This window comes from Neorhizobium sp. LjRoot104 (genome assembly GCF_964253725.1).
Taxonomy (GTDB): Bacteria; Pseudomonadota; Alphaproteobacteria; order Rhizobiales; family Rhizobiaceae; genus Neorhizobium.
On sequence record NZ_CAXURS020000001.1, the window covers coordinates 2,668,053 to 2,682,047 of the forward strand.

The following is a 13,995-nucleotide window of genomic DNA, read 5'->3' on the forward strand; positions in this document are numbered from 1 at the left end:
TCGATACCATGCCGGGGATGACAGTAAAGGCTGCGCCGACGCTTGCCGACGCGGATTCGGAAGCCTTTGTCGCCGAGGCGGTCGAGGACCTGGTGAAATGCCATATACCGTTTTTGTTGGCAGGTACGTTTGCCATCAGTGCCTACACGGGCATTACCCGCCAGACCAAGGATCTCGATATCTTCTGCAAGGCAGGCGACTATGCCCGCATCCTCGCCCATTTCAAGGACAAGGGTTATCAGATCGAGGTCGAGGACGACCGCTGGCTCGGCAAGGTGAAGAAGGGCCGGCATTTCTTCGACGTGATCTTTGCCGCCTCGAACGGCACCATGCCGATCAGCGACGCCTGGTTCGAAAACGCCCGCCAGATCGAGATGAACGGCCACAAGGTGCGCATCATAGCCCCAACCGAGCTCATCTGGTCGAAATGCTTCGTGCAGCTGCGCCACCGCTATGACGGCGGCGACATCGTCCACATGATCCTGCGCGCCCACGAGCAGATCGACTGGGAGCGGCTCTTGAACCATATGGAAGTGCACTGGGAAGTGCTGCTGATCCACCTCCTGAATTTCCGCTGGATCTACCCGACCGAGCGCGACAAGGTGCCGGACTGGCTGCTGGACGAACTGCTCGACCGCCTGAAGGCGCAGCGCGAGCTGCCGCTGCCGCAGATGAAGATCTGCCGTGGCCGCATGTTCAGCCGCGTGGATTTCGAGATCGACGTTAAGGAGTGGGGGTTTGCCGACGTCGGCGGTGAAGGCGACCTTCGCGACGGCGTCGAAGAGGAAATGGCTGAAGGAGGCTTGGCGTGAGCAAGGCGACCGACGCAAGGAGCGAACCGAAAAAAGCCGAGCCGGGAAAGGCGAACGGCAAGCTGAAGATCGCCGCCATGGGCGACCTGCATGTCAAGGAACACGGCACGGCATCCTACAAGGAGCTGTTCACCGAGATTTCCCAGGCTGCCGACATCCTCGTCCTGACCGGCGACCTCACCGACCTCGGCAAGGTCAAGGAAGCGGAAATCCTGGCTGCCGACCTGCGCGCCTGCTCTATCCCGATCGTCGGCGTGCTCGGCAACCACGATTACGAGTGCGGCTGCGTCGAGGAAGTCACCCATATCCTGAAGGAAGCCGGCATCCATCTGCTGGAAGGCCAGGCGGTCGAGATCAACGGCGTCGGTTTTGCCGGCGCCAAGGGTTTCGCCGGCGGCTTCGGCCGCCACATGCTCGGCTCCTTCGGCGAACCGGCGATCAAGGCGATGGTGACCGAAAGCGTCGAGGAAACCATGCGGCTGGAAAACGCGCTGCGGCAGGTGCGCTCGGAGCGGGCCATGGTTGTGCTCCACTACGCGCCGATCCGCGAGACGGTGGCCGGAGAGCCGGAGGAGATCTACCCGTTCCTTGGTTCTTCGCGACTGGCGGAAACCATCGACCGCTTTCCGGTCAAAGCCGTCGTCCATGGCCACGCGCATCGCGGCACTTACGAGGGCAGGACGCCGGGCGGTGCGCCGGTCTACAATGTCGCGTCGCATATCGAGAAGCCGACGGGGAAACCCTATGCGCTGCTGGAGTTGTGAGGGTGGAAATTGGAAAAGCCCGGACTTCGGGAATGAATGCCATAGCACATGAGGCGATCATGTGGCCTCAAACCATGAAGGGACTGTCAATCGGCGTCGCCAGAGGCGTGCCATAACCGACTATCCAGCTGGCAAATCAAGACCGTTCGGCAATGAGATCCAAATGACGGTTTGCGCCTCGGGGGAATGGCGTGATAGATGGCCTTTTCCGTGGGTGTCTTCCACCAATACGAAGCTGCCCGCCTGAACGTGGCGAACCTGGCCGTCGCTCGTCTCGTATTCAACCGAACCATCCAGCCTCACCGTCAAAACCGGTTCCGGAACTCTATGCCAGGCAACCTCCCTCATGCCTGCCGGAATGTGGGTGAGGCGAACGCGGGACGCCGGATAACTGGCCGTGACGTCGAACGGCAAGGCATCGGGATGTACCGACCTTTTGGTCGTCGGCAACTCCACTTCGCCAAAATGAGATTCGCCGTCCGGAGTTGCATAAATACGTAGGCATTTCATTGCGATTGCTCTTTCGTTTCATCAGGCCGGAACAGAGCGTATCTCATGAAGGCGTGAGATCAACCAGAGCCGTGATCCTGCGCCGGCCTGAAAACAGGCGATCGTGACTTGCTTCGACAAAGCACTCAACCGGTCACCAGCAGCTCACATATGCAGCGCATGCCCCAGCGCCTTCAAGGCCGCCTCTGCAAACGCCTCCGACTGCGTCGGATGCGCATGGATCGTCCCCGCAATATCCTCCAGCCGCGCCCCCATCTCGATCGCGAGAGCAAATGCCGCCGAAAGTTCGGATATGCCCGCCCCGACACCTTGGATACCGAGCACCAGGTGATTGTCGGCCCGCGCCACGACCCGCACGAACCCCTCTTCCGCCGACAACGTCATCGCCCGGCCGTTGGCGGAAAACGGGAACTGGCCGATCTTGATCTCGCGGCCCGCCGCCTTCGCCTCGTCCGGCGACATGCCGACCGACACGATCTCCGGATCGGTGAAGCAGACGGCGGGAATGGCGCGTTTGTCCCAGGAGCGCCGCTTGCCGGAGACGATCTCCGCCACTATCTCGCCCTGCGCCATCGCCCGGTGCGCCAGCATCGGCTCGCCGGTCACGTCGCCGACCGCATGGATGCCGCGCATCGAGGTGCGGCATTGCTCGTCGATCCGCAAGAACCGGCCGTCCATGTCGAGTTCCAGCTCCTCGCGTCCCCAGCCGTCGATGACCGGCTTGCGGCCTACGGTCACGAGGATCCTGTCGGCGGCGATGCGCCTTTCCTCGCCGGAACCGGTCTCGGCCAATAGTGCCTCGCCATTCGAAGAGAGGCCTTTCACCTTGGTGCCGAGCAGAACCTCGACACCCAAGGCCGCCAGCCGCTTGGCGACCGGCTGGGTGAGCTGCGTATCGTAGAGCGGCAGGATGCGATCGAGCGTCTCGACGATCGTCACCTTCGATCCGAGCTTGGCAAAGGCGATGCCGAGTTCAAGGCCGATATAACCGGCGCCGACCACCGCCAGCCTCTCCGGCACTTCCGTCAGAGATAGCGCCCCGGTAGACGAGACGACCTTGCCCCCGAACGGCAGCATCGGCAATTCCACCGGCGCCGAACCCGTGGCGATGACGATGTTTTCGGCGCGGATGACCTGTTCGCCCGTCTCGGTCTCCACGGCGACCGTCTTGCCGTCCCGGAATTTCGCCCGCCCGACGACGATCTTGACGCCGGCCTTCTTCAGCAGGCCCGCGACACGGAGGGTCAGCCGGCCGGTAATGCCGTCCTTCCAGGCCATCGTTTTTGCAAGGTCGATGGCCGGGTTATCGGCTTTGATGCCCATGGCATTCCTGCCCGCCGCCATCGCGACGGTCTTGGTAAAATCGTCGGCCGCGTGGATGATCGCCTTGGAGGGAATGCACCCGATATTGAGGCAGGTGCCACCCGGCTTCGCCATTTCGACGATGACCGTATCCACCCCCAGCTGGCCGGCCCGAATGGCGCAGACATAGCCCCCCGGACCGGCCCCGATGACGAGAAGCTTGCAGGTGATCTCTTTCATTGTTCTTCTCTCACCTCACTCCTCGACGAAGATAAGCGCCGGTGTTTCCATCAGCGCCCTCAGGCGCTGCACGAATGTCGCGGCGTCCCAGCCGTCGATCACCCGGTGATCGAAGCTGGAGGAAAGGTTCATCATCTTGCGCGGCACGAACTGCGTCCCGTCCCAATGCGGCCGGATTGCGAGCTTGTTGACGCCGATGATCGCCACTTCCGGATGGTTGATGACCGGCGTCGAAACGATGCCGCCCATCGCGCCGAGCGAACTGATGGTGATCGTCGAGCCGGACAGTTCCTCGCGCAAGGCCGTGCCGTTCCTGGCGGCATCGCTTAAGCGCGCCACTTCCCGGGCGCAGTCGAAGATGTCGCGCGCCTCGGCATGCCTCACCACCGGCACGACGAGCCCCGAAGGGGTCTGCGCCGCAATGCCGATATGGACGCCGCCATATTGGCGGATGATGCCGGCCTCATCGTCGTAAAGCGCGTTGACGCCCGGCTGCTCACCGACAGCCTTCACCATCGCCCGCATCAGGAAGGGCAGGATGGTCAGCTTCGGCCGGCCGGGCTTCTGGGTGCCGTTCATGCGGGTCCGCAGCTCTTCGAGCGCGGTCATATCGACTTCCTCCACATAGGTGATGTGGGGGATGCGGGATTTCGACAGCGCCATCTTCTCGGCGATGCGGCGGCGCAGGCCGACCACCTTGACCTCCTGCACCGCCTTGTTCGGCTGCAGCCCGGTTGCTGCGGTCGTCCCTCCGCCGCCCTGGCTGTTCAGGAACGCATCCAGATCCTCGTGGGTAATGCGGCCAGCCGGCCCCGTGCCCGAGACCTGGCGGAGATCTATCCCCGCTTCCCTGGCCCGAAGGCGGACGGCCGGCGGCGCCAGCGGTTTCTCCCCTTCGGGGCGGGGTGCGCCAGCGGCCCTTGGCGGCGCTTTGGCGGCGGGCGGTGACGCGGGAACCTCAGCTTTTGGTTTAACAGGTTCAACCTCTTTCTCAGATGCCGGTTCGGCGGCTGCGACGGGCGGAACAACCGACTTGAGCGGTAGCTCTTCCCCGTTGTGGCCGTCCTCGACCTCAGGCTCCTCGTCGCCGTCGGCACCCTCGCCCGCGACCCTGATCTTGAGGATGACGGTGCCGGTAGCAATCACATCGCCGATCTCGCCGTGCCGGAAGGTCACCTCGCCCTCGACGGGCGACGGGATCTCGACGGTCGCCTTGCCGGTCATCACGGCCGCTAGCACCATGTCTTCACGAACCAGATCGCCGACATTCACGTGCCATTCGACCAGTTCGGCTTCCGCGACGCCTTCGCCGACGTCCGGCAGCTTGATGAGTTTTTCCGCCATGTCTCAGGCCTCCATCATGTCGCGCAGCGCCCGTCCGACACGGGCCGGCCCCGGAAAATAATCCCATTCCTGCGCATGCGGATAAGGTGTGTCCCAGCCCGCTACCCGGATGACCGGCGCTTCGAGATGGTAGAAGCAATGCTCCTGCACCAACGCCGCCAGTTCCGCGCCGAAACCGGAAGTCAGCGTCGCCTCGTGCACCACCAGGCAGCGACCCGTCTTCTTCACCGAGGTGACGATGGTGTCGAGATCGAGCGGCATCAGGGTGCGCAGGTCGATCACCTCGGCATCGATGCCGGTCTCCTGCGCCGTCGCTTCGGCCACATGCACCATCGTGCCATAGGCGAGCACGGTGACCGCCGCGCCGGGCCGCCGCACCACCGCCTTGCCGAGCGGCACGACATAGTGCTCGGCCGGCACCTCGCCGAGCGGATGGCCGGCCCAGGACGTCACCGGCCGGTCGTGATGGCCGTCGAACGGGCCATTGTAGAGCCGCTTCGGTTCGAGAAAGATCACCGGGTCCGGGTTCTCGATCGAGGCGATCAGCAGGCCCTTCGCGTCATAGGGATTGGACGGCACCACCACCTGCAACCCGCAGACATGGGTGAACAGCGCCTCCGGGCTCTGGCTATGCGTCTGCCCGCCAAAAATGCCGCCGCCGGTCGGCATCCGCACCGTGATCCCGCAGGTGAAATCGCCGTTGGAGCGATAACGCAGCCGCGCCGCTTCCTGGGTGAGCTGGTCATAGGCGGGATACATGTAATCGGCGAACTGGATCTCGACGCAGGGTTTGAGCCCATAGGCCGCCATGCCGATCGCGGCACCGACGATGCCGGATTCGTTGATCGGCGCGTCGAAACAGCGCGTCTTGCCGTATTTCTGCTGCAGCCCCTGGGTGCCCCGGAAGACGCCGCCGAAATAGCCGACATCCTCGCCGAACACGACCACATCGCCGTCGCGTTCCATGGAGACATCCATGGCGCTTCGGATCGCCTCGATCATCGTCATGCGCGGCATGGGCGGGCCTCCATGAAGCGGCTGGCGTTGAGATAAGAGAAAGCAAGACCCCTTCTGGCCTGCCGGCCATCTCCCCCACAAGGGGGGAGAAGACTCGCGGCACTGTCCCGCGTAACATCCAGCGATGGCGAGCCCGGGTTAGCCCCTCCCCCTTGTGGGGAGGGGTTGGGGAGGGGTCTTTTGAAAACAAAGATGTTCATCCTCACACCCCCGCCTGCTGCCGCTGCCGCTTCAGATGCGGCGGCATTTCCGCATAGACGCCCTCGAACATGTCGCGCATCGACGGCCGGCCGCCGGAATGCAGCGTCCCGTGGCGCTCCGCCTCCTTCTGCGCGGCGACCACCGTGTCGCGGATCTCCGCCTCCATCTGTTTGTGGCGCTCCTCGCTCCAGCTGCCGATGCGGATCAGGTGGTTCTTCAGCCGGATGACGGGATCGCCGAGCGGCCAGGCCTCCGATTCTTCCTTGGGGCGATAGGCGGACGGATCGTCGGAGGTGGAATGCGCTCCGACGCGATAGGTGACATATTCGACCAGCGTCGGGCCGATATTGCGCCGTGCCCGATCCGCCGCCCATTTGGCGACCGCATGCACGGCGAGATAATCGTTGCCATCGACGCGCAGCGAAGGCAGGCCGTAACCGAGGCCGCGGGCGGCAAAGGTGCCCGAGCCGCCCCGCGCGACGCCCTGGAAGGTCGAGATTGCCCACTGGTTGTTGACGACGTTGAGGACGACTGGCGCCCGGTAGGTGGAGGCAAAGACCAGCGCCGAATGAAAGTCCGACTCCGCCGTCGATCCGTCGCCGATCCAGGCAGCCGCGATCTTCGTATCGTTCTTGATCGCAGACGCCATGGCCCAGCCGACAGCCTGCACATATTGCGTGGCGAGATTGCCCGAGATCGTGAAGAAACCATAGTCCCTTGCCGAATACATGATCGGCAATTGCCGCCCCTTCAGGGGATCGGCATCGTTGGAATAGATCTGGTTCATCATCTCGACCATCGGATAGCCGCCGGCGATCAGCAGGCCGGCCTGGCGGTAGGTCGGAAAGTTCATGTCGCCCGGGAGGAGCGCCTTGCGGAAGGCGCAGGAGACTGCCTCCTCGCCGAGATGCTGCATGTAGAACGAGGTCTTGCCCTGCCGCTGCGCCATCAGCATACGTTGGTCGAAGACTCGCAACAGCATCATGTGCTTGAGGCCCTCCATCAACTCTTCGCTGGTCAGCGACCCGGCCCAGGGGCCGACCGCCTCGCCCTCGCGGTCGAGCACGCGGATGATCGAATAGGCGAGGTCGCGGATCTCCTTCGGATCGACATCCACCTCCGGCTGCCGCACCGAGCCGGCCTTCGGGATCGGCACATTGGAGAAATCCGGCTTGCCGCCCGGCCGCACTTCCGGCTCAGGCACATGCAGGCTCAGTCTCTGTCCGTCCGTCATTCGTTTCTCCTCCCAAAGAACCGATCAAGATCTGTCGTTCAACGCGGCGCCATCCGGAGCGCTCCGTCGAGGCGGATCACTTCGCCGTTCAGCATCGGGTTTTCGATGATGTCGCGAACCAGCCGCGCGAACTCCGCCGGCCGTCCGAGCCGCGGCGGAAACGGCACCGATTTGGCCAACGAGGCGCGCACCTCGTCGGAAAATCCCGCCATCATCGGCGTCTCGAATATGCCGGGCGCGATCGTCATCATGCGGATGCCGTCGCGGGCAAGCTCGCGGGCGATCGGCAGCGTCATGCCAGCCACCGCCGCCTTCGACGCGGAATAGGCCGCCTGCCCGATCTGCCCGTCATAGGCGGCGACCGAGGCTGTCGCGACCAGCACGCCACGCTCGCCCTCCTCGTTCGGCTCCGCCCTGGTGATCGCCTGCGCCGCCAGCCGGATCACGTTGAACGTGCCGATCGTGTTGATCTCCAGCGCGCGGGCGAAACTTTCGAGCGCATGGACGCCTTGCTTGCCGAGCACTTTTTCCGAGGGCGCGATGCCGGCGCAGCAGATCGCGCCACGCAGAGGGCCATTGGCAGATTCCGCCCTGGCGACCGCATTCTCGACCGCCTCGCCGCTGCGCACATCCGTCTTCACAAAGATCGCGCCCTTGCCGAGTTCGCTCGCCCGCGCCTGACCGCTCGTCTCGTCAAGGTCGAGCAAAGCAACGCAACCACCGGCTTCGACAAGCATTTTAGCTGTAGCAAGCCCGAGGCCCGATGCCACACCGGTGACGAGGAAATTTCCGCCTTCGATCCGCATGCCGCCCTCCTCAGTTCGCCAGCCCGCGGGCGATAATGATCTTCTGGATGTCGGACGTGCCCTCATAGATCTGGCAGACCCGGACATCGCGATAGATGCGCTCGACCGGGAAATCGGAAATGTAACCGTAGCCGCCGAGCGTCTGGATCGCCGCCGAACAGACCTTTTCCGCCATCTCGGAGGCGAACAGCTTTGCCATGCAGGCCTCGTCGAGGCACGGCTCGCCGCGATCCTTCAGGCGTGCCGCATGGAGGACCAGTTGCCGCGCCGCCTCGATCTGGGTCTTCGCATCCGCCAGCCGGAAGGCGATAGCCTGGTGATCGAGCAGCAGCTTTCCAAAAGTCTTGCGCTCCTTGGCGTAGGTGAGCGCCACCTCGAAGGCGGCCTGCGCCATGCCGACGCATTGGGCGGCGATGCCGATGCGGCCCGCTTCCAGCCCGGACAGTGCGATCTTCAGCCCCGCCCCTTCGGCGCCGATCCGCTGGCTTTCGGGAATGCGCAGATTGTCGAACATCAGCGCCGCGGTATCCGATGCCTTCTGCCCCAGCTTGTCCTCGATCTTGGAGATCGAGAAGCCGGGAAGATCCGTGGCGGTGACAAAGGCGGAGATGCCGCGCTTGCCGGCGCCCGGATCCGTGACGGCAAAGATGATCACCGTGCCGGCGATCTTGCCCGAGGTGATGAACATCTTCGAGCCGTTGATGACATAGTCGCTGCCGTCTCGGGTGGCGCGGGTGCGGATCGCGGCTGCGTCCGAACCGGTATCGGCCTCGGTCAGCGCAAATGCGCCGATATGGCGACCTTCTGCGAGCGGCCTCAGAAACCGTTCCTTCTGGTCGTCGGAAGCGTGCATGTCGAGGAGCGAACAGACCGGCGAATTATGGACGCTGACCAGCGTCGAGACCGCACCGTCGCCGGCGGCGATCTCCATCAGCGCGCTCGCATAGGCGACATAGGAGCAGCCGACGCCGCCCCATTCTTCCGCCGTCCGCATGCCGAGGAAACCGAGTTCGCCGAGCTGTCTCAGCACCTCCGGTTCGATCGTGTGCGACTTGTCGCGCGCCGCGGCACCGGGCTTCAAGACCTCCCGCGAAAACTCCGCGGCAGTCGAGCGGATGAGCTCCTCTTCCTCAGTCAGCATGCACTGATCTCCTCCCCGAAACCGCCTGCTTGAGTGCTAAATTAGGACCGAACCCGTCCGGCGGCTACTCCTTTGAACTTGTTATTTGTTACCCCCGCGCGCAATTTTATTGCGCCTATGCCCCACAATGGAACTCGAAGCCTCTTCGACCGTTTGCCGGTCTCTCTCAACCAGGGGCTGGCCAGCATGTCGGAATTGAATGCCGTTACCGAGTTTCGTGCGTTTCCAAAGACATGGGGCGCCGAATATGTCGCTGCCGGCGAGGTGCGGTTCCGGCTCTGGGCACCAGGCCAGGAAACGGTGATACTGAGACTGGACGGCGAAGACACCGAGATGAGCCGCTCCGACGACGGCTGGTTCGAGCTGCTGGCCACCGGCGTCGCCCCCGGCGCCGAATACAATTACGTCGTTGCGGACGGCATGGTCGTCCCCGATCCTGCCTCGCGCGGCCAGAAGGACAGCGTCAATGGCCCGTCGCTGGTGATCGATCCGACCAGCTATACGTGGCAGCATCCCGAATGGACGGGCCGGCCCTGGGAAGAGACCGTCGTCTACGAACTCCATATCGGCACGTTCACCGATGAAGGCACGTTCAAGGCTGCAATCGAAAAACTGCCCTATCTCGCCGAACTCGGCGTCACCATGATCGAGGTCATGCCGGTCGCGCATTTCGGCGGAAACCGCGGCTGGGGTTATGACGGCGTGCTCCTTTATGCGCCGCATGCCGCCTATGGCTCTCCCGAGGATTTCAAGGCCTTCGTCGATGCCGCCCATGGCCATGGGCTGACGGTGGTGCTCGATATCGTCCTCAATCATTTCGGCCCGGAGGGCAATTATCTGCCGCTGCTGGCGCCCACCTTCTTTCACCAGGAGAAGATGACGCCCTGGGGTGCCGCGATAGCCTACGACGTCGAGCCGGTCCGGCAATATATCGTCGAATGCGCGCTCTACTGGCTGGAGGAATTCCACCTCGACGGGCTCCGCTTCGACGCCATCGACCAGATCGACGACCCATCCGAAAAACACGTGCTGATCGAGATCGCCAAACGCATCCGCGCCGAGATCCCCGAGCGGGCTATCCATCTGACGACCGAGGACAGCCGCAACGTCACCTTCCTGCATCCCCGCGACGAGGACGGCAACGCCCCGCTGTTCACCGCCGAGTGGAACGACGACCTGCACAACGCCGCCCATGTGTTTGCGACCGGGGAGACGCATGCCTATTACAAGGACTTCGCCAAGGAGCCCGAAAAGCTCGTCGCGCGGGCGCTGGCGGAAGGTTTCGCCTATCAGGGCGAGGTTTCGGCGCAGACCGGTAAAAAGCGCGGCGTGCCCAGCCTCGACCAGCCGCCGGTCGCCTTCGTCGACTTCATCCAGAATCACGACCAGGTCGGCAATCGGGCGCAAGGGGAAAGACTGATCGAGCTCGCCGGCCCCGACAAGGTGAAGGCGCTACTCGCCATGCTTCTTCTCTCGCCGCATATCCCGCTCCTTTTCATGGGCGAGGAGTATGGCGAGACCAATCCCTTCCTGTTCTTCACCGATTTCCACGGCGATCTCGCGAAAGCAGTGCGGGAGGGACGGCGCAAGGAATTCGAGGGCCATGCAGGCCACGAGGGCGAGACCGTCCCCGATCCGAATGCGAAAAAAACGTTCGATGTGAGCAGGCTCGATTGGAAGAAGCTGGAATCGGCGGACGGCAACGATTGGCTGGGATTCACCAGGGCGCTCCTGAAATTGCGCAGGGAGGTCGTTGTCCCCCTGCTCGGGTCAGCGGGCGGTCGCTCCGGCAAGGTGGTGAAGACGGACAAGGGTTTACTCGCCGTTTCATGGACTTTTGAGGGAGGCACACTTTCGATGGCGCTAAACATCGGCAGGACGTCTCAGCCGCTTCCGGATATGCCCGGCAAGGTGATCTTTGCATGGCCCGAACCGGCCAGGGACCTGCCGCCCAACTCGATACTCGTCCGGTTTAAAGCTGCGGGAGATGCCGCATGATGATCCCGACCGCCACCTACCGCATCCAGTTCCGCAACGGCATGACCTTCGACCGCGCCGGCGGCCTGGTGCCCTATCTGAAGCGGCTCGGCATCAGCCACCTGTACGCCTCGCCGATCTTCGCCGCCACGACCGGCTCCACCCACGGCTATGACGTCACCGACGCCAACGAGATCGACCCCGCGATCGGCGGCCGCGACGGTTTCGAGCGGATGGTGAAGGCGTTGAAAGCCGGGGGCCTTGGCCTGATCCTCGACATCGTCCCCAACCACATGGCCGCGTCGCTTGAAAATCCCTGGTGGCGCGATGTCGTCGAGCACGGCGAGAAGAGCAGATACGCCCGCCATTTCGATATCGACTGGACCAGGCGCCTGACTTTGCCCTTCCTGGGCGACACGTTCGAAAAAGTGCTGGAAGCCGGAGAGATCTCCATCAAGGCCGATCCGAAGAGCGGCAAGCCGGCCCTGGCCTATTACGACACCTTCTACCCGCTGACGCCGGCGAGTTATGCCGACCGTGAAGCGGACGTGCTGAACATCACCGAACCCGCCGCGATCGGCGGATTGCATGACCGGCAACCCTACCGCCTGATGTCCTGGCGGGATGCGCCGCGTGAACTTTCCTATCGCCGTTTCTTCGAGATAACCGGGCTTGCCGGCATGCGTGTCGAGGACGGCATCGTCTTCGACGACACCCACCGGCTGATCCTCGAACTCGTCCATAGCGGCAAGGTGGACGGTCTGCGCGTCGATCATGTCGATGGCCTCGCCGACCCGAAGGGATATCTCGAACGCCTGCGGCACGAGGCCGGACCGGATTGCTACATCACCGTCGAGAAGATCGTTGGCGAGGGCGAGCAGATCCCGACGGACTGGCCGATCTCCGGCACGACCGGTTACGAATTTATCGCAGCCGTCAGCGATGCCTTTGTTGACGGCGGCAAGCTGGACGAACTGCGCAGCGCCTATGAAAAGATCACCGGCCACCCGGTCGACATGGAAGCTGAACTGCGCGCCGCAAAGTTGCTGATGGCCGACAACAATTTCGCCGGTGAGGTCTCGACGCTGCTCGATCTGGCCATGCAGATCCAGTTGGTGGAGGACCGCATGTCCGCGCTATCGGCGGCGGCGGTAAGGTCGGCGCTGCGGGAACTCCTCGTCGCCTTCCCGGTCTACCGCACCTATGGCACCCGGCAGGGCCTCCCGCCTGAAGGCCGGGAGATGCTTACGACGGTTCTCGGCAAGGTGCGCAACGGCCCGAACCCGCCGGACGACGCGGCGCTCGCCTTCCTCGAACGCATCCTGATCGGCGATGTCGAGCAGGCGGCGGCAGCTCAGGCTTCGATCTTCCGCACCCGTTTCCAGCAGCTCACCGGTCCGCTGATGGCAAAATCGGTGGAGGATACGCTGTTCTTCCGACATCACATGGCGCTGGCGCTGAACGAGGTCGGAGCCGAACCCCTGCCCCGAACCTTCTCGCTTGATCGCTTTCATGCGGAAATGCAGACGCGGCTGGAAAGGCAGCCAGATGCGCTTTCGGGCACCTCCACCCACGACACCAAGCGCGGCGAGGATGCCCGCGCCCGGCTTTATGCGATCACCGAGGCGCCGGAACTCTGGGCCGAAGCCGTGGACCGCTGGCGCGGAATCAACAGCCAAGCCGTTCAGGTGCTCGAAGACGGCCCCGCCCCGGAACCGGCGGTCGAATGGATGCTCTACCAGGCGCTCGCCGGTGCATGGCCGAACGATCTCCACCCGGAAGATGCGAAGGGCCTTGAAGCGCTGGAGACGCGCTTCCTCGGCTATGTCGAAAAGGCACTGCGAGAGGCCAAGCTGCGCACCAACTGGAGCGATGGCAATGAAACCTACGAGAAGGCGGTTCGCGACTACGCCAGCGCACTCCTCTCCCCCGGCAACCAGGCCTTCCTGGCGGACTTCACAGATACCCTGAACCCCTTCATCCGCGCCGGCCTGGTGAACAGCGTCACCCAGACGATCATCAAGCTGACGGCGCCGGGTGTCCCCGATATCTACCAGGGAAGTGAAGGCCTCGACCTTAGCCTCGTGGACCCGGACAACCGTCGCGAGCCGGATTTCGGCGTGCTGCAGCAACGGCTGATGGAGAAGGAAAAACTCGCCTCCAGCGCCGAGGAGGAATGGCAGAGCGGCCGGCTGAAACAGCATGTCATCGCCACCCTGCTGCGCGTTCGCCAGGAGGCGCCCACGCTGTTTCGGCGGGGAGAATATCAGCCCCTCAGGGCCTCGGGCAAGCGCGCCGACAACGTCATCGCCTTCGCCCGCGCCGACATGGACGACGCCTTCATCGTCGTTGCCCCGCGTCTTGTGTTCAGCGCGCTCCATGCGGGCCTTGCGCCGTCCCGGTCCGAGCGCTGGGCGGAAACGGAGATAGCTCTGCCCGAACGGCTGGGACACCGCCGCTATCGCGATGTCTGCACCGGCAAGGCCATCGACCCCAAGGATCGCATCGCCGTCAACTCGGTGTTCGTCGATCACCCCTTCGCGCTGCTGCTTGCCGAATAAGCAGCCGCCACGCCGAAATGACCACGCAAAGACAAGGCGCCGACCCTTGCGGGACGGCGCCTTGTCGATATCCTCCAGCTTTTCGT

General features: G+C 63.7%; 11 protein-coding genes. 4 read left to right on the forward strand and 7 right to left on the reverse strand.

Going from position 1 to position 13,995, the window contains the following annotated elements; all coding sequences use genetic code 11:
• Positions 1 to 8: 8 nt before the first annotated feature.
• Together ACSQ8R_RS13595 and ACSQ8R_RS13600 are read left to right on the forward strand one after the other, a co-directional pair.
• The gene (locus tag ACSQ8R_RS13595; protein WP_436255470.1) at positions 9 to 812 is read left to right on the forward strand and encodes a nucleotidyltransferase family protein; all 804 of its coding nucleotides are present in this window, start codon (positions 9 to 11) and stop codon (positions 810 to 812) included.
• Positions 813 to 874: 62 nt separating this feature from the next.
• Entirely contained in the window at positions 875 to 1,576 is a 702-nt protein-coding gene (locus ACSQ8R_RS13600) for a metallophosphoesterase family protein (RefSeq protein WP_436255471.1), read from the forward strand.
• Between the two features lie 120 nt (positions 1,577 to 1,696).
• On the opposite strand, the gene ACSQ8R_RS13605 is transcribed toward ACSQ8R_RS13600, so the two are convergent.
• From ACSQ8R_RS13605 to ACSQ8R_RS13635, 7 genes are all read right to left on the reverse strand, one after another.
• Positions 1,697 to 2,086 (reverse strand): hypothetical protein, encoded by a 390-nt coding sequence (locus ACSQ8R_RS13605; RefSeq protein WP_436253856.1) that lies wholly within the window; start codon positions 2,084 to 2,086, stop codon positions 1,697 to 1,699.
• 144 nt (positions 2,087 to 2,230) lie between these two features.
• Positions 2,231 to 3,628 (reverse strand): dihydrolipoyl dehydrogenase, encoded by a 1,398-nt coding sequence (lpdA, locus tag ACSQ8R_RS13610; RefSeq protein WP_436253857.1) that lies wholly within the window; start codon positions 3,626 to 3,628, stop codon positions 2,231 to 2,233.
• Between the two features lie 15 nt (positions 3,629 to 3,643).
• A complete protein-coding gene (locus ACSQ8R_RS13615) occupies positions 3,644 to 4,972 on the reverse strand; it encodes a dihydrolipoamide acetyltransferase family protein (RefSeq protein ID WP_436253858.1) in 1,329 nt (442 codons plus the stop codon).
• A gap of 3 nt (positions 4,973 to 4,975) precedes the next feature.
• Complete coding sequence (locus ACSQ8R_RS13620; protein WP_436253859.1) at positions 4,976 to 5,989, reverse strand: alpha-ketoacid dehydrogenase subunit beta; 1,014 nt, start codon at positions 5,987 to 5,989, stop codon at positions 4,976 to 4,978.
• Positions 5,990 to 6,191: 202 nt separating this feature from the next.
• Positions 6,192 to 7,424: a 3-methyl-2-oxobutanoate dehydrogenase (2-methylpropanoyl-transferring) subunit alpha gene (locus ACSQ8R_RS13625; protein WP_436253860.1), complete on the reverse strand. Its 1,233-nt coding sequence runs from the start codon at positions 7,422 to 7,424 to the stop codon at positions 6,192 to 6,194.
• A gap of 38 nt (positions 7,425 to 7,462) precedes the next feature.
• Entirely contained in the window at positions 7,463 to 8,230 is a 768-nt protein-coding gene (locus ACSQ8R_RS13630) for an SDR family NAD(P)-dependent oxidoreductase (RefSeq protein ID WP_436253861.1), read from the reverse strand.
• 10 nt (positions 8,231 to 8,240) lie between these two features.
• Positions 8,241 to 9,371, reverse strand: a complete 1,131-nt coding sequence (locus tag ACSQ8R_RS13635) for an acyl-CoA dehydrogenase family protein (protein WP_436253862.1) — start codon at positions 9,369 to 9,371, stop codon at positions 8,241 to 8,243.
• A gap of 186 nt (positions 9,372 to 9,557) precedes the next feature.
• Here ACSQ8R_RS13635 and treZ point away from each other — a divergent pair, with 186 nt between their 5' ends.
• Both treZ and treY read left to right on the forward strand, forming a co-directional pair.
• A complete protein-coding gene (treZ, locus tag ACSQ8R_RS13640) occupies positions 9,558 to 11,369 on the forward strand; it encodes a malto-oligosyltrehalose trehalohydrolase (protein ID WP_436253863.1) in 1,812 nt (603 codons plus the stop codon).
• On the forward strand, positions 11,366 to 13,909 hold the full coding sequence (gene treY / locus ACSQ8R_RS13645) for a malto-oligosyltrehalose synthase (protein ID WP_436253864.1): 2,544 nt from the start codon (positions 11,366 to 11,368) through the stop codon (positions 13,907 to 13,909). Before treZ ends, treY begins: the two co-directional genes overlap by 4 nt.
• Positions 13,910 to 13,995: the final 86 nt, after the last annotated feature.